This window comes from Tistlia consotensis USBA 355, assembly GCF_900177295.1.
GTDB classification, from domain to species: domain Bacteria; phylum Pseudomonadota; class Alphaproteobacteria; order Kiloniellales; family DSM-21159; genus Tistlia; species Tistlia consotensis.
Genome location: NZ_FWZX01000002.1, coordinates 47,725 through 63,967, shown reverse-complemented (window position 1 = coordinate 63,967; position 16,243 = coordinate 47,725). Strand labels below are relative to the sequence as shown.

Genomic DNA, 16,243 nt, shown 5'->3' with positions numbered 1-16,243 from the left:
TGCCCCGCCTGTCGGCTCGTCGCCTCCGGCGTGCGGCGACCGCCGCGGCGGCGGCATGACCGCGCTCTAGGCGCCCATGATCGCCTCCAGCGCCTTGCGCTGCTCGTAGAGTGCCAGGAAGGCGGCGTAGCGGCGCTCGTGCAGGGCCGTGAAGCGCGGGTCGGGCGCGCTGCTGCGCGACGGCCGCGCCAGGGCGCCGGCGGCGGCCTTCAGGCCCGCCTCGGGATCGAGCGCCGCGGCGGCGGCGATGGCGGCACCGAGCAGCACCGGCTCGGCCGACTCCGAGACCAGCAGCGCGCAGCCGGTGGCGTCGGCGTAGAGCCGGCGGAACAGCGCCGACTTCGCGTGGCCGCCGCTCAGGTGGATGCGCCCGATGCGGTAGCCGCCGGCATTCAGCCGCTCGATCACCAGGCGGGTGCCGTAGGCGATGCTGCAGGCCGCCGCCCAGTAGAGCTTGACCAGGGTCTCGGCCGGTTCCTCGATGGTCAGGCCGCTGACCACGCCGCGCAGGCCGGGGTCGGCATGGGGCGAGCGGTTGCCGATGAAGTCGGGCAGCAGGTGCAGCTCCGGCGCCGGGTCGCCGCCCGCCTCCAGGCGCCGCAGGATCTCGGCCGACAGCGCCTCGTGCGGGTCGGCGCCGAACTCGCCGGCCGCGGCGCTGCCGCGCACCAGGTGGTCGAGCAGCGCGCCGGTCGCGCTCTGCCCGCCCTCGGCGCACCACAGGCCCTCGGCGACGGCGCCCAGGTAGGGCCCCCAGACGCCGGGCACGGCGTGGCGCTCGCGGTGGAGCGCGATCTGGCAGTTCGAGGTGCCGGCGATCAGCGCGAGGCGGCTCTCGACCGGCCCCTCCAGGTGCGCCGCCAGGGTGCCGAGCGCGCCGGCGTGGGCGTCGATCAGGCCGGCCGCGACCAGGCAGTCCGTGGTCAGCCCGAGCGCCTCCGCCGCCTGCGGCGTCAGCCGGCCGAGCGGCGCGCCGACCGGGCTGGCTTTCTCCGGCAGCGCCGCCTTCTCCGTCAGGTCCGCGAGGTCGACCGCGGCCAGGAAGCCGCGGTCCCAGCCCTGCTCCCGGCCGTCGGCTTCGTGGGCCAGCCAGGTCCACTTGCAGACCAGGGTGCAGACCGAGCGCCCGGCGGTGCCGCTGCAGCGCCAGGCCAGGAAGTCCGAGAGATCGGCGGCGAGGCCGAGCTCGCGCCAGAGATCCGGCCGGTGGCGCTTCAGCCACATCAGCTTGGGGACCTGCATCTCCGGCGACATCCGGCCGCCGAGGCAGTCGAGCACCCGCGAGCCGGTCGCCGTGCAGGCCTCCGCCTCGGCCTCGGCACGGTGGTCCATCCAGACGACGACGTCCCAGGGGCCGGGCAGCCCGGCGGTCGCCTCGGACAGCGCGAGCGGGCTGCCGTCGCCACGGCGCAGCACCAGGGAGCAGGTCGCGCTGAACGCCAGGGCGGCGACCGCTTCGGGGCCGAGGCCGGCCGCCGCCACGGCCTTGCGCACGGCCTGGCAGACCGCGGCCCAGATGTCCTCGGAGCTCTGCTCGACCTGCCGCGGCGCCGGATCCCCGCCGGGTGACCTCGAAGCGCGGCTCGCTCAGATCGACCGCGCAGCGCCTCGCCGACGGCCAGCGGATGTGGAAGGTGACTGTCTTGCCCAGGAAGGCAGGTGGTGGGGCATCAGGAGCGTGGCGGCGAGATAAGGCTCCGGTCGGTTGGACAGCCAAGCTCATGCAGCTTTGGCCGCAACAACGCTCCCTGTAAGTCCTTCGACGACCGCCCGCATGACCGGAGCAGCGACACCGTTCCCCAAGATCCGAATGCGATCCCGCCGTGAGCCGTGGTTCATGACATACGCTGAGCCAATGCCCATCGCCGCCTTGAGTTCCGGTACCTGCAACATCCGTAGTCGGGGCTCGCCCTCGATCCACTGGACGAGTCCGAAACGGTCCAAAGTGGTCAGTGTGCGCAGTGGCCGATCAAGGCTCTGCCATCCTCCGGCCCTGTCCGATCCGTAATAGACCACTAGGAACGGCACACCTTCACCAAGCGCCTCGATCCCGCGTCGGGCCCTTTCAAGCGTTGCCGTAGCGCGCCCAGGCCGAAAGAGTGGCGTGGTCCGCCAACAGTCCAGAGGGTCGAGGATGGTCGCAGCTGGCACGGGTACGATGCGTGGAGGTTTGACGACCGGGGGGCGACGCAAGCGGTCACCTGTGACAAAGAGCCGGCGACGGTTCTGGGGAACGCCGAAGGCGGCAGCATCAAGCGACTGGAGTCTAAGCTTGTAACCGAGCGTCTCCAGCCTCGTGATTAGCTCCTCGAAACCGTCCCACCTTCGCATGCCGTTCACATTCTCAAGGACCAGCCAGCGAGGTGCTAGATCCTCGACAAAGCGCATGATGAACCAACCTGAACGCCGACTAACCTCGCACCGCTCCCGAGCGCCACGCGCGACCGAGTGGTTCGTGCATTCCGGTGACGCGATCAGGAGGTCTACAGCTCCCAAGTCGTCGAAGACCTCGGGCCCAACGTTGTCCGAGAGCCGAGTGGTGATCACGTTGCGCCGTGCAGAGGGAAAGTTGTCGCGGTAGGTGGCGGTCGCAATCTCCCATGCGTCAACTGCGCCGATCAGTTCAGCACCCGCGGCGCGCGCGCCCCAGCTGCTGCCTCCACCACCACAGAAGAGGTCTATCGCTCTCATGGCCATCGGAACCCGACTCGGGAATTTATGCCTCGCTAGAGCGTGCCAGGCGCCTCCTTGTCGCGCAAGGCCTGTGCGACAGCCCGCCGGATGCGCGCGCGGCATCGCGCTGGCGAACGCTCGACTTGGTGCTCCCACAGGCGCAGCACGATCCAGCCAGCTTCCCTGAGCAGCCGCCTGTTCCGGCTGTCTCGTCGGATATTCGTAGCTATCTTTGCCTCCCACTTCTCCGACAGCTTCAGCCGCCACCTTTCGAACTGCCACCCGTGCCAGAAGTCGCCATCGACCAGCACTACGACCCGCGCCTCCCGGAGCACAAAATCCGGACGTCCTGGCAGGTCCCGAGCATGCGTCTCGTACGACAGACCGAGTTCGAAGAGCATACGTTCGACTGCCCGCTCCGGTGACGTATCCCGCCCGCGAATGCGGGACATGAGCCGTGAGCGGGTTTCCGGGGCCATAATGTCGCCCCTGTGCATCCTTTTCTTCGTCTCTTTCAACCGCTGGTCCGCACTCTGTCTTGTACCGATGCCTGACGGAATGCGAACCTACTGCGCGATCCGGCCCATTCGAGGCATAGGTAGTATGGTATTGACGTCCGGTCTTGAGCTGCCGCCCCTCGCACCATCGCTGATGGCATCGCTCAGATCCCTCGGCTACAGCGTCGAGGCGGCCTTGGCCGACCTGCTTGATAACAGCATCGCAGCCTCTGCGGACACCGTCTCTGTCGAATTCGCAGCTCACCCGGAACCCTATGTTGCTGTCGTCGACAACGGTGAGGGGATGGAGGAGCAGGCTCTCATTGAGGCGATGCGATTCGGCAGCCGTGATCCGCGAGAGGCTCGGAAGGGAAAGGACCTCGGGCGCTTCGGTCTCGGATTGAAGACAGCTTCGCTTTCCCAGTGCCGATCTCTGACCGTCATTTCTCTCCGTGGGGGGCATGTTGCTGCGGCAGAGTGGGACCTGGACGCGTGCGAGGAGAGGGGAACATGGTGGTTGCGCCGCCCCCACCTTACTGACGAGCTCAATCCTTTCCTGCGTGAACTGGAAGCGCAGGGGCGTGGGACCGTAGTCCTGTGGCGCAAGCTCGATCGGCTCGTTCCACCTCCAAGCCGCGACCCGGAGCGGGTGTTTGACTCGGCCATGGCGGGCGTGGAGCAGCATCTCGCATTCACATTCCACCGCTTCATCCATGGTCGCGAGTCCGAGGGCTTGCACCTGCAGATCAACGGCAGGGAGGTTCCGCACCTGGATCCATTCCTCGAAGGAGACCCGCGGGGTCAGATGTTGCACGAGGAGGCTTTTCAGATCGATGGGCACACGGTTCGCGTAGCCCCTTTCGTGCTTCCGTTCCCCTCGAAGCTCTCGCAGGCAGAAAAGGAGCGAGCTGGAGGACATGAGCGCATAAAGACCGGCCACGGCTTCTACGTCTATCGCGGGAAACGACTAGTTGTGCCCGGGGGATGGTTCCGGATTGTGCCGGCCGACGAGCTCGTCCGGCTTGCCCGCATCAGGGTCGACGTTCCGGTCGAACTTGATCACTTATGGAAAGTTGATATTCGCAAGACCGTGGTCGAACCACCACGCGAATTGAAGGAGAACCTGCGACGAGTTGTCGGCGACGCCGCTCAACGGAGCCGGAGAGTGTATCAATTCCGCGGAAACGCTGGCCGCGATGCGCATCACCGCCCCCTCTGGCTTCAGAAGTCGCTTCGCGATGGAGCTGTTGCCTGGATTATTGATCGTCAGCATCCGGCTGTAAAAGCGCTTCTGACCGGTGATCCGGACGATACCGAACGGCTGTTCAAGTTGATTGAGGAGTCGATCCCGTTTCACGACATCCACATCCACATGTCGGCCGACCGTGACATCGGATCCACAGAGAGCTCTCAAGACCACGCACAGGAACTCGAAGACTTGGCCAGACGCCTAGTGACAGCCTTCGACGGCAATCCGGACGCTCGCAGGAGCTTTCTGGAGAATCTCGGCTCTATCGAGCCCTTCAGCCGCGATCCGGATCTCACGATTCGCATCGCGGCCTCCCTTTCCGAATGAGGTGATCATGGAATTTGATGTCGATCGTCTTGTCGGTATGGCTCAGGCTGGGTTGAGGCTCGAGCCCCCTCCATCGGAGGAGGAGATCGCCCAGATCCTGAACGGTTTCAAGACCGCTTTCGGGCTCAGTGAAGACGTTGTCGAACAAGCGCGGAGGCAGCTACACGCGACCTTCGAGCTTCGCATGGAACTGGGCGAGACGATCGAAGGAGAGGAGGAGCATACCCCCTGGCTTGCAGGAAGACTTGCACAGATCGAGCCTTTCTACTGGGAGCGATATAGGAAATTTCTGGCCCGTTCGGGATGGGGACCGAACGTTCTTTTGACCCTCGACAGGTCGCTGAATAACCTGCTGGGCTTGCTCGGAGATCCGGCGAACACGCACCCATGGAAGCGGCGAGGACTTGTCGTCGGCGACGTACAATCGGGCAAGACTGCAACCTATGCCGGGCTCATCAACAAGGCTTCCGATGCTGGCTATCGGATGATCATCCTGCTTACAGGGACGCTGGAAAACGTGCGCCGGCAGACACAGGAGAGGCTGGACGCCGCCTTTGTCGGCTTCGACAGCCGCGACTACCTGACAACCGGTCAACTGCAGCGAAAGCGGCATGTCGGCGTCGGCTTGATCGATGGCCAGCGCGATGGCGTCGTCTTCACGTCGAGGGACAAGGACTTCCGCAAGAACACCGCCACCGCTCTCAACATTTCCCTTGATTCCGTGAAAGACCCGGTCCTGGTCGTCAGCAAGAAGAATAAAGCCGTTCTTGAGCGGCTTGCATCCTGGTTGCGGGCACGGAATGCAGATCGAGAGGGGCGGATCGACCTGCCTCTCCTGTTGATCGACGATGAGGCTGACAACGCGTCGATCAACACGAAGAGCACTCCCGATGAAACGACCGCAATCAACAGGGCGATACGAGACCTTCTCACCCTCTTCCGGCGGTCGAGTTATGTCGGCTTCACCGCAACTCCGTTCGCGAACATCTTCATAGATCCCGATACAACCGACGAATGGATCGATGACGACCTTTTCCCTCGCGACTTCATCCACATCCTGGAGCCGCCGAGCAACTACATTGGCATGGATCGCCTCTTTCCGCCCTTGGAACCAGACGACGAAGAGGGAGCGGGAGAACGAGACGACCGGGTCCTCACCGGAATTATCCAGGAGATCGAGGATGAGGAGGATTGGCTCCCACTCAACCACAAGAAAGATGTCACGCCGGGTCCGTTGCCCGATTCCCTAGGAGAAGCTCTCAATTGGTTTCTTCTGACCTGCTCCATCCGGGATCTTAGGGCCGACAGCGGCTACCCTGGAGGAGGTGGCCCTATCCATCGCTCGATGTTGGTGAACGTCTCGCGTTTCACCGCAACCCAGGACCTCGTCGCTAGCGATCTCCAGCTGGAGCTCGAGCGGATACAGCTCTCGGTCCGACACCACGGTGCCAAACGGCCAGATTCGGCAGAAGCATCATCAAAGGACATCGCCAAGCTGAAGGAGGTCTTTGATATTCACGGTGCTGACTGTGAGTTTTCCTGGAGCGACGTGCTGGCGCGCCTGCATGAGTCGATCGCGTCTGTGCAGGTGCAGCCGATCAACCAGCGTACGGGATCCGCCGTCCTGGACTATGGTTCTATGAAAGGACCGCCCGGCATTCGCGTGATAGCGGTCGGGGGAAACAGCCTCTCACGAGGTATCACCCTCGAAGGGCTTACTATCAGCTACTTTCTGAGAAACTCGAAAGCATATGACACCCTCCTCCAGATGGGCCGCTGGTTCGGCTACCGGGACGGGTACGGAGATCTCTGCCGTATTTGGATGAGTCCTGAATCGGAGGGCTGGTACAGGCATATCACTCTCGCAACAGAAGAATTGAAGCGGGATTTCCGCCGAATGCGCACTCAGCGGGCTACGCCAAGAGAGTTCGGCCTGCGAGTCCGGACGCACCCTGATACTCTGATTATTACGGCCAGAAATAAGATGGCGACCGGTATGGACGTTGTCGCCGAGGTACAGGAGGTGTCTCTCTCGGGAAGGGGGATCGAAACATCGCGCGTCCACCGCCGCCCCTCTCACAACGCAGCAAATCTCGAACTCGTAGGTTCGTTCGTTGAGCATCTTCTCAGCGATCATAGTGAATTTGAGGAAGCACGAGGAGACACCGCTTATCTTTGGGAACAAATCCCAGCCACTCAGATTGCCGACTTTGTAGAACGCTTTCTTGTTCATCCGCTGAACCATGACTTTCAGGGTGAAAGCATTGCCGAGCATCTGCGAAACGCTGCCAACGAGGATGCGCATCCCTGGACTAGATGGAACGTTGCCTTGATGAGGCAGGGCAGCGCGGGACCGGACTGGCTGGCGCCTTCATTCGGTAGGCTAAGGGTCACGCCCAAGATGCGGGTAGTGCGTGTCCGTGATGACACGACACCCAAATCCGTCCTTCTTTCCGGCAACAAGGCGAGAGTTGGAGGCAGCCGAGATGTGCTTTGCGGCCTCACGAAAACCGAAGAAGCCGAAGCATTGGAGCGAGCGCGCGAGCGAAACCCGACCTCGAGGCGCATACCGGAAGATGATGCACGGTTTGTAATGAGAAACCCCCTGCTGATAATCTACCTAGTGAGAGGAGCGCTCTCGAACGAAAGCTACCTTGAAGACGGCATGATTATGCCTGCGCTGGCCTTGCATTTTCCTGGAGAGCGTGACCCCAATGCGAAGAAGCGATATGTTCGCTATCGTCTGAATCGCGTCGCACAAGAGGATTACGGCTTGCTGGAGGACGAGCCGGCGGTCGACGAAGATGTCGATGATTGAGGACCTCTGGGAATCGCTTTTCGCAGGCTTCAACGGCCGCACAACAGAGGGTGGATGCCAGTCACCCGCTAGATCTATACGCGGATTTCCGGCCGCCGGATAGGCCTGGGCTCTTTCTCCTGACTAGTATGAGGCCGCCCGAAAGGTCGCAGGCCAAATCGATTTCGATCAGTGTTGGGCGTCGCTCGGATGGCCGTTGGTCTCTGCGGCTAACGCTCGAGGTTCCGGCACTACGCCCAGTATTCACAGAACTCTGTCGTGATATCATCGAGGCGACACGGGAGGGTGTTCCGGAGGAAAATGGCGCGACGGCGGTCCTTGATCGTCTTGACAGATGGCGTCGGCTTCTAGAGAGAGGCGCCGCTGATTTTTCGACAGAAGAAGCCCGAGGACTACTAGGAGAACTTGTGGCATTTCGTTGGATCGTGTTACCCGAACACGGGCCGGACCAAGCAGTTGCTGCATGGACAGGGCCGTTGCGGCAGCCGCACGATTTTCTGCTGCCTTCTGGAAGCAGATTGGAGGTGAAGGCGATTGGTCCGACAGCTGACTCTGCGAGGATCAATGGGCTCGGCCAGCTCGAAAGCGGCTGCGACCCCTTGACCCTCATAGCAGTGAGACTTGAAAGAACGGCGGCGGACGCGAATGGCGCCCTGACAATTGGCGGCCTGTCGTGTCTGCTGCGTATAGAACTGGCAGCCTCTCCATCGGCGCAGGATCGCTTCGATCGTCTTCTTCGACTTACTGGCTGGAAGCCAGATAAAGACGTCCCGCCATTTGCCGCGCGCATCGTTGCCGTTGAAGGACACTCGATAGATGCAGATTTTCCGAGATTGACAAAATCGACGGTTCCAGACGGCATCGTCGATGCAACCTATACAGTTCGCCTCCCGGCTCCTGATCTTTACTGGAACACTGAAACATGGACCTCGCCGAATTCCATGGAGACTTGATCAATTCCGTGGCCACGCGCGCGGATGCTCTCGCACTTGGCTGGCGCGAGGCGTTCGTTCTAGAGCTGCTGGAAAGACTGCGTGAAGCAGGGGAGATTCCCGAGGCAGAAATCTGTCTTGAGCAACTCGACGGACCATACAAGCGGCGGCTTGTCGTTGACGCCTTCGGGTTCGATGAAACCGATGACAGCTTGAACCTGTTCGTAGCCATTCCATCCGCTGTCTCTGCCCCCCGTTCTTACTAGGACCGACGCACGGGATCAGGGCTTCAACCGACTGCGAGCATTATACGATGCGGCGCGAAGAGGGTGGATTAGTTCGAATGTGGAAGAGAGCAGGCCGGTTTGGTTCATTGCGGAATCCATCAGGCGACGGAAGCACTCGGCGCTGCGCTTTCACATTCTCTCGGATCGACCTCTCAGCGAGCGCATCCGGTCGATCGAGGACGGACGGACCGACGATGGTATCCTGATAACCTATCAGATCTGGGATCTGACTCGTCTGAAGCGGATCCATGACGCCGTTCACGTCAGAGATGATCTGGTCGTCGATCTTTCCGGGCTTCCCGGGGGTGGCCTGAGGGCTCTCCGAGCGACAAATGATGCCGGCGATTATGAAGCCTTCCTTGCAGTCATTCCGGGAGACGACCTAGCCTCTATATACACGAGATATGGTAGCAGACTTCTTGAAGGAAACGTGCGCACATTCCTGGGTCGTCGCGGAAACGTAAACAAAGGTATACAGAAAACACTCGCGGAGGAACCTGCTAGGTTCTTCGCGTTCAACAATGGAATCTCTGCGACGGCTTCTGCCGTAGAGATCGAGGAGGATGGCGCGGGGGGCGTGCTTATCACGAGCGCTACCGACCTGCAGATTGTGAACGGGGCTCAGACCACGGCATCCCTGGCGGCGGCACTGAGGGACCGAAAGCTTCCCGAAGGAAAAGTCTTTGTTCCCGTCAAACTCTCCGTGGTCGCTCCTGAAGTTGGAGAGGAGCTGATTCCAAGAATTTCGCGCTACGCCAATAGCCAAAACGCTGTTAGAGCAAGCGATTTTTTCGCCAACCACGCGTTCCATAGACGAGTCGAAGGGATATCCCGTCGGATACTGGCGCCGGCGATAGATGGTTCACAAGTTCAGACCCACTGGTACTACGAGCGCGCGCGAGGCCAGTTCCTGAACGACCAGGCAGGCATGTCGGCCACGCAGAAAGCCCAGTTCCTGAGGATGAGCCCGAAATTCCAAGTCATCACGAAGACTGATCTCGCTAAAGTCGAGACCTGTTTCGCCCTGGAACCGGATACTGCGTGCCGAGGCGCCGAGAAAGCATTCACGTTCTTCGCGAAGCTCATAACCGATGATTGGCAGCAGGAAAGCAAACGTGCGGAGTTCACGGATGACTGGTTCAGGGAGGCAGTCGCCAGAATGGTCGTGTTTCGGGCCACGGAAAAGGTCGTGTCCGGAGCGGAGTGGTACGAGGGTGGCTACCGTGCTCAGGTGGTCGCGTACACCTGTGCGCGGCTTGCTCGACTCGCCGCCGAAGTAACCGGCGGCGGCCGCTTGGACTACAAGCGCATCTGGGGAGCGCAGGGCGTTGACATGATTTTCCGTGAACAGATCGGCGCGATCGGCAAGGTGATGATGCAAGTTCTCCGGACTCCTCCGAGAGAGGGGCAGAACATCACGGAATGGGCCAAGCAGCAGGCATGCCGGGAGGCAGCTCTGAAGCGTGATGTACCCATAGTGAAGGGCTTCGACCTCTGGGTCGTTCCGCCAGACGTCGAGAAAAGCGAGAAGAAGGATCGGCGGGTCGCTGGGCAGATCGACGATGACCTCCGGACAATCGAGGCAGTGATGTCGATCCCGCAAAGCGAATGGCAGACGCTGCGGGAAGAAATGCGCCGCCGGCGACTCATCACACCGCAGGACGAAGGAGCATTGCGCGCAGCCTGTGGGGATGGAGGGCGGATCCCAAACGAGATCCAGGCGAAGCGTCTAGTCGGTCTCCTCAATCGAGCCGAGAACGCCGGTGTCGATGTGCCCTCGTTTCAGGACGCTTCCTCCTGATGCTCGACGCTGTCCCCTTCACATTGTCATCCCCTGACTAGCCGATTGGACAGTCGGCCAGCCTCGGCTACATCTTTGGCTCGATAGCAGCTCCCGAAGAAACCGCCAGAGGAACGCCATGACCGACTACCGCGCCCCGATCGACGAGATGCGCTTCGTCCTCTCCGAGGTCGCCGGGCTCGGCCGGGTCGCGGCGCTGGAGCCCTATGCCGAGGCGACGCCGGAGCTGGTCGAGGCGGTGCTGGAGCAGGCCGGCCGGCTGGCCGCCGAGGAGATCGCGCCGCTCAACCATCCGGGCGACAGGACCGGCTCGGTCTTCGAGAACGGCGTGGTGCGCACGCCCGAGGGCTTCCAGCGGGCCTACCGCCACTACGTCGAGGGCGGCTGGAACGCCCTGCCCTTCGAGCCGGACTGGGGCGGCCAGGGGCTGCCCTGGGCGCTGGCCATCGCGGTCTCGGAGATGTGGAACTCGGCCAACATGGCCTTCGCGCTCTGCCCGCTGCTGACCATGGGCGCGGTCGAGCTGCTGCAGGCCCACGGCTCGGCCGGGCAGAAGTCGCTCTACCTGTCGCGCCTCGTCTCCGGCGAGTGGACGGGCACGATGAACCTGACCGAGCCGCAGGCCGGCTCCGACGTCGGCGCGCTGAAGACCCGGGCGGTCCCGGCGGGGGACGGGACCTACCGGATCACCGGCCAGAAGATCTTCATCACCTACGGCGAGCACGACCTCGCGGAGAACATCGTGCACATGGTGCTGGCGCGCACCCCCGACGCGCCGGCCGGCACCAAGGGCATCTCCCTCTTCATCGTGCCGAAGTTCCTGCCCGACGCGGAAGGGCGGCCGGGCCGGCGCAACGACCTGCGCTGCGCCTCGATCGAGCACAAGATCGGCATCAAGGCCTCGCCGACCTGCGTCATGGCCTACGGCGACGACGGCGGCGCCACCGGCTTCCTGGTCGGCCAGGAGAACCGGGGCATGGAGTACATGTTCACCATGATGAACAACGCCCGCCTCGCCGTCGGCGTGCAGGGCGTCGCCATTGCCGAGCGCGCCTACCAGCAGGCCCGCGACTATGCCCGCCAGCGCGTCCAGGGCCGCGCGCTGGGCTCCAGGGACCCGGCGCCGGTCGCCATCATCGGGCACCCCGACGTGCGCCGCACGCTGCTGCTGATGAAGTCCCAGACCGAGGCGGCGCGGGCGCTGGCCTACTACACGGTGGCCTCGCTCGACCTCGCCAAGGCGCATCCCGACCCGGGCGAGCGCGAGCACCACCGCACCGACGTGGTCGAGCTGCTGACCCCGGTGGTCAAGAGCTGGTGCACCGACCTCGGCGTCGAGATCGCCTCTATGGGCGTCCAGGTCCACGGCGGCATGGGCTTCATCGAGGAGACCGGGGCCGGCCAGCACTACCGCGACGCCCGCATCAACCCGATCTACGAGGGCACCAACGGCATCCAGGCGCTCGACCTGGTCGGCCGCAAGATCGCGCGGCTCGAGGGCGCGCCGGCCCGCGCCTTCGCCGAGGAGGTCCGCGGCTTCCTGAGGAACGGCTCGGATGCCGGAGACGACCTGCCGGCGATCCGCGAGGCGGTCGGCGAGGGCCTCGCGGCCTTCGAGGCCGCGACCGACTGGCTGCTCGAGAGCTGGGCCCGGAACCCGGTGGAGGCGGCGACCGGCGCCAGCGCCTACCTGCGCGCTCTCGGCACGCTGGCCGGCGGCTGGCTGCTCGGCCGCGGCGCCGAGGCGGCGGCGCGGCGCCTCGCCGAGGGCGACGGCGGCGTCGGCTTTCTGAAGGCCAAGATCGCCACGGCCCGCTTCTACGCCGACGCGGTGCTGCCCCAGGTCGGCGCCAACGCCGCGACGGCGATGCGGGCCGCCGACAGCACGCTCGCCCTCGACGAGGCGTGGCTGTAGCGCGGCGCGCGCCCTCACGCCCCTCGCCCTTCGACTGCGCCGGCAAAGCCGGCGCGCTCAGGATGAAGCGCTCGGGACGAAGCGACCGTTTGAGCCATCTCGAGGTTGCTCCAGCCCGGCACAAGACGGCTTCATCCTGAGCCTGTCGAAGGGTGAAGCCGTTCCCGCGCCGTCCGTGCCGCTTTCGCTCCGCCCTTCGACAGGCTCAGGACGAAGCGAAAGGACGTGCCTGGGAAACCCAGGGCCACCCGCTTATCCCCACCTTCCACCCATGACTCCTCCATGACGGATTTGCGTCGGCGCGGCGACGGGGCTTAAGCCTTGTTTCACCACGGTCGCCTAGAAACCGCGGGATCGGCCGGGCGCCCGCCGCCCGGTCGCAGAACGGACCGATGACCGAACGACTTCCGACGGCGCTGGGCCTCGCCCAGCGCATCGAGCAGCACCTGACCTTCTCGCTCGGCAAGGCGCCGGCGACGGCCTCGACGCGCGACTGGCGCCTCGCGCTGTCGCGCGCCGTGCGCGACGCGGTCGTCGTGCCCTGGCTGGCCGCCGAGCAGCGCACCCAGGAGACCGGCCACAAGCGCGTCTACTACCTCTCGATGGAGTTCCTGGTCGGCCGCCTGCTGCAGAACGCCGTCGCCAACCTGGGCCTGGAGGAGGCGGCGCGCGCCGCCCTGGCCGGGCTCGGCGCCGACTACGAGACCGTCGTGCTCGACGAGCCGGACGCGGCGCTCGGCAACGGCGGCCTCGGGCGCCTGGCGATCTGCTTCCTCGACTCCCTGGCCAGCCTGGCGATCCCGGCCTACGGCTACGGCATCCGCTACGCCCACGGCCTGTTCCGCCAGCGCTTCCGCGGCGGCTGGCAGGTCGAGGAGCCGGAGACCTGGCTGAACGAGGGCTACGCCTGGGAGTTCGAGAGGCCGGACGCCTCCCTGCCGATCGGCTTCGGCGGCCGCATCGCCGGGCGGGTCGGCGACCGAGCGGCCTGGGCCCCGGACGAGACGGTGCTGGCCGCCGCCTTCGACACGCCGGTGCCCGGCTGGCGCGGCCGCTGGGCCAACACCCTCAGGCTCTGGTCGGCGAGGCCGCTGCGGGCCTTCGACCTGGCGGCCTTCAACCGCGGCGACTTCGTCGGCGCGGCGGCGCCGGAGGTGCTGGCCGAGACGATCAGCCGGGTGCTCTATCCCGACGACTCGACGCCGCAGGGGCGCGAGCTGCGCCTGAAGCAGGAGTACTTCTTCACCGCCGCCTCGATCCGCGACATCCTGCGCCGGCACCTCGCCGAGCACGGCGACCTCGCCTCCCTGCCGGACAAGGTCGCGATCCAGCTCAACGACACCCATCCGGCGATCGCCGGGCCGGAGCTGGTGCGCCTGCTGGTCGACGAGCATCGCCTTGCCTTCCACGAGGCCTGGCAGACCGCGCGCGGCTGCCTGTCCTACACCAACCACACCCTGCTGCCGGAAGCGCTGGAGCGCTGGCCCGCGGAGCTGCTGGGGCGGGTCCTGCCGCGCCACCTGGAGATCGTCGAGCGGATCGACGCCAAGCACCGTGCGGCCCTCGCCGCCGCCGGCCGCCGGGCCGCCGAGGAGCTGCGGATCGTGGCGCCGTCCGGGGATCTCGGGGGCGAGGTCCGCATGGGCGACCTCGCCTTCGTCATGGCCCGGCGGGTCAACGGCGTCTCCGCCCTGCATACCGCGCTGATGAGGCGCACGGTCTTCCGGGAGCTCGAGGCGGCGCATCCCGGGCGCATCGTCAACCAGACCAACGGCGTCACCCCGCGGCGCTGGCTGCACGGCTGCAACCCGCCGCTGCGCCGCCTGCTGACCGAGGCGATCGGCGAGGCCTGGGTCGACGACCTGGAGCGCCTGGAGGAACTGGTGCCGCTGGTCGAGGACGCCGGCTTCCGCGCCGCCTTCGCCGCCGCCAAGCAGGCCAACAAGGAGCGGCTGGCCGGCTACCTGTCGGCGCGCTGCGGCGTCACCGTCGACCCCGGCGCGCTGTTCGACGTGCAGATCAAGCGCATCCACGAGTACAAGCGCCAGCTGCTCAACATCCTGGAGACCGCGGCCCTGGCCAACGCCCTGCGCCGCGACCCCGGGGCCGACTGGACGCCGCGGGTCAAGATCTTCGGCGGCAAGGCGGCGCCCGGCTATGCCGACGCCAAGCTGATCATCAAGCTGATCAACGACGTCGCCGCCTCGATCAACGGCGATCCCGCCCTGCGGGGCCGGCTCCAGGTGGTCTTCCCGGAGAACTACAACGTCTCGATGGCCGAGGTGATGATCCCGGCCGCCGATCTTTCCGAGCAGGTCTCGACCGCCGGCATGGAGGCCTCGGGCACCGGCAACATGAAGCTGATGCTGAACGGCGCACTGACCGTCGGCACGCTGGACGGCGCCAACGTCGAGATCGGCGAGCGGGTCGGCCCGGAGAACATCTACGTCTTCGGCCTCGACGCCGAGGGCGCCGCCCGGCACCTGCCGTTCCACGACGGCGCGGCGGCGATCGCCGCGACGCCGCCGCTGGCCGAGGTCGTGGCGCAGATCGAGAGCGGCTTCTTCTCGCCCGACGACCCGCGCCGCTACGATCGCCTGGTCGAGAAGCTGCGCCGGGACGACCGCTACCTGGTGACCGCCGACTTCGCGGCCTACTTCGAGACCCAGCGCCGCATCGACCGGGACTTCCGCACGGCCGACGCCTGGACCCGCCGCGCCGCGCTGAACACCGCCAAGGGCGGCTGGTTCTCCTCCGACCGGACGATCCGCGGCTACGCCCGCGAGATGTGGCAGGTAGAGCCGGCCCTCCAGACCGGATCGTGATCGATCGGAACCGCTCGGGTTCCGATCGATCACGTGAATCCGGCCCAGAGTCATGGAGATGGAGCAGATTCACGTGACCTGTAGGATCGCGACGCGATTCCTTCAGGTCACGATCTTCTCCAGCCGGGCTCCCGCCGCTCCACGAAAATCCGCCGGGCGCCCGAATTAATCCATAATTCAGGTAAGGTTGTTGTCAGATTGATCGTCGAGACTGCCGATCATGAAGTCTGCCGATCCTCGGCGGCACAGATGGGAGAGAAGCGATGACCTGCGGACAGGACCCCCGGGCCGCGACGGAAGCGGCCAGTCTCGAAGACCGGCAGCAGCCGCGCCCCCCGGCGAGCGGGAGCGCACGCCGCGCCCTGCCGCGCCGGCTGGTCGTCATGAGCGGCATCGGCCTGCTCGCCATCGGCCTGGCGGCGACGCCGCTGGGCTTCGGCCTTCAGGGGCCGCTGCTGTCCGGCAAGGCCGCCCTGGCCGACGGCGACGGTGGTGACGGCGGTGACGGCGGCGGCGATGGCGGCGACGGCGGCAGCGGCGGCGGTGACGGCAGCGACGGCAGCGGCGGCAGCGACAGCGGCGGCAGCGATGGCAGCGGCGGCAGCGACAGCGGCGGAAGCGATGGCAGTGGCGGCAGCGACAGCGGCGGCAGCGACGGCGGCGACAGCGGCGGAAGCGATGGCAGCGGCGACAGCGGCGGCAGCGACGGCGACGGCGGCGCCAGCGGCGACAGCGACAGTGGCGGCAGCGGCGACAGCGACAGCGGCGGCAGCGGCGACAGCGACAGCGGCGGCAGCGGCGACAGCGGCGGCAGCGGCGACAGCAGCGGCGGCGGCGACAGCGACAGCGGCGGCAGCGACGGCAGCCGCGGCGACAGCGGCGGCAGCGACGACGCCGGCAGCAACACCTGACAGACAGA

The 16,243-nt window shown here is 65.4% G+C and carries 10 protein-coding genes and 1 pseudogene; 8 read left to right on the top strand and 3 right to left on the bottom strand.

Annotated elements, in window-relative coordinates; translation table 11 throughout:
* Positions 1–66: 66 nt before the first annotated feature.
* From B9O00_RS03875 to B9O00_RS03865, 3 genes and pseudogenes are all read right to left on the bottom strand, one after another.
* Positions 67–1,542: pseudogene (locus tag B9O00_RS03875) on the bottom strand (FGGY family pentulose kinase); the annotation flags it as partial.
* A gap of 177 nt (positions 1,543–1,719) precedes the next feature.
* Positions 1,720–2,697 carry a DNA cytosine methyltransferase gene (locus B9O00_RS03870; RefSeq protein ID WP_200808392.1) on the bottom strand — a complete coding sequence of 326 codons (978 nt, stop codon included), beginning with the start codon at positions 2,695–2,697 and terminating at the stop codon, positions 1,720–1,722.
* 29 nt (positions 2,698–2,726) lie between these two features.
* A complete protein-coding gene (locus tag B9O00_RS03865; protein ID WP_268810742.1) occupies positions 2,727–3,152 on the bottom strand; it encodes a very short patch repair endonuclease in 426 nt (141 codons plus the stop codon).
* Between the two features lie 124 nt (positions 3,153–3,276).
* Here B9O00_RS03865 and B9O00_RS03860 point away from each other — a divergent pair, with 124 nt between their 5' ends.
* The 8 genes from B9O00_RS03860 (at position 3,277) to B9O00_RS32975 (ending at position 16,235) form a co-directional block, all read left to right on the top strand.
* A complete protein-coding gene (locus B9O00_RS03860) occupies positions 3,277–4,746 on the top strand; it encodes an ATP-binding protein (RefSeq protein ID WP_159460093.1) in 1,470 nt (489 codons plus the stop codon).
* A gap of 7 nt (positions 4,747–4,753) precedes the next feature.
* Positions 4,754–7,564, top strand: a complete 2,811-nt coding sequence (locus B9O00_RS03855) for a Z1 domain-containing protein (protein ID WP_143596137.1) — start codon at positions 4,754–4,756, stop codon at positions 7,562–7,564.
* Positions 7,561–8,517 carry a PD-(D/E)XK motif protein gene (locus B9O00_RS03850; protein WP_085121132.1) on the top strand — a complete coding sequence of 319 codons (957 nt, stop codon included), beginning with the start codon at positions 7,561–7,563 and terminating at the stop codon, positions 8,515–8,517. Before B9O00_RS03855 ends, B9O00_RS03850 begins: the two co-directional genes overlap by 4 nt.
* Positions 8,487–8,762 carry a hypothetical protein gene (locus B9O00_RS32320; RefSeq protein WP_143596136.1) on the top strand — a complete coding sequence of 92 codons (276 nt, stop codon included), beginning with the start codon at positions 8,487–8,489 and terminating at the stop codon, positions 8,760–8,762. Before B9O00_RS03850 ends, B9O00_RS32320 begins: the two co-directional genes overlap by 31 nt.
* Complete coding sequence (locus tag B9O00_RS03845; protein WP_085121131.1) at positions 8,737–10,584, top strand: AIPR family protein; 1,848 nt, start codon at positions 8,737–8,739, stop codon at positions 10,582–10,584. The genes B9O00_RS32320 and B9O00_RS03845 overlap by 26 nt, the downstream gene beginning before the upstream one ends.
* Before the next feature lie 118 nt (positions 10,585–10,702).
* Complete coding sequence (locus tag B9O00_RS03840) at positions 10,703–12,499, top strand: acyl-CoA dehydrogenase (protein ID WP_085121130.1); 1,797 nt, start codon at positions 10,703–10,705, stop codon at positions 12,497–12,499.
* A gap of 392 nt (positions 12,500–12,891) precedes the next feature.
* Positions 12,892–15,324, top strand: a complete 2,433-nt coding sequence (locus B9O00_RS03835) for a glycogen/starch/alpha-glucan phosphorylase (RefSeq protein ID WP_085121129.1) — start codon at positions 12,892–12,894, stop codon at positions 15,322–15,324.
* Between the two features lie 263 nt (positions 15,325–15,587).
* Positions 15,588–16,235 carry a hypothetical protein gene (locus B9O00_RS32975; protein WP_159460090.1) on the top strand — a complete coding sequence of 216 codons (648 nt, stop codon included), beginning with the start codon at positions 15,588–15,590 and terminating at the stop codon, positions 16,233–16,235.
* The last annotated feature ends 8 nt before the right edge of the window (positions 16,236–16,243 follow it).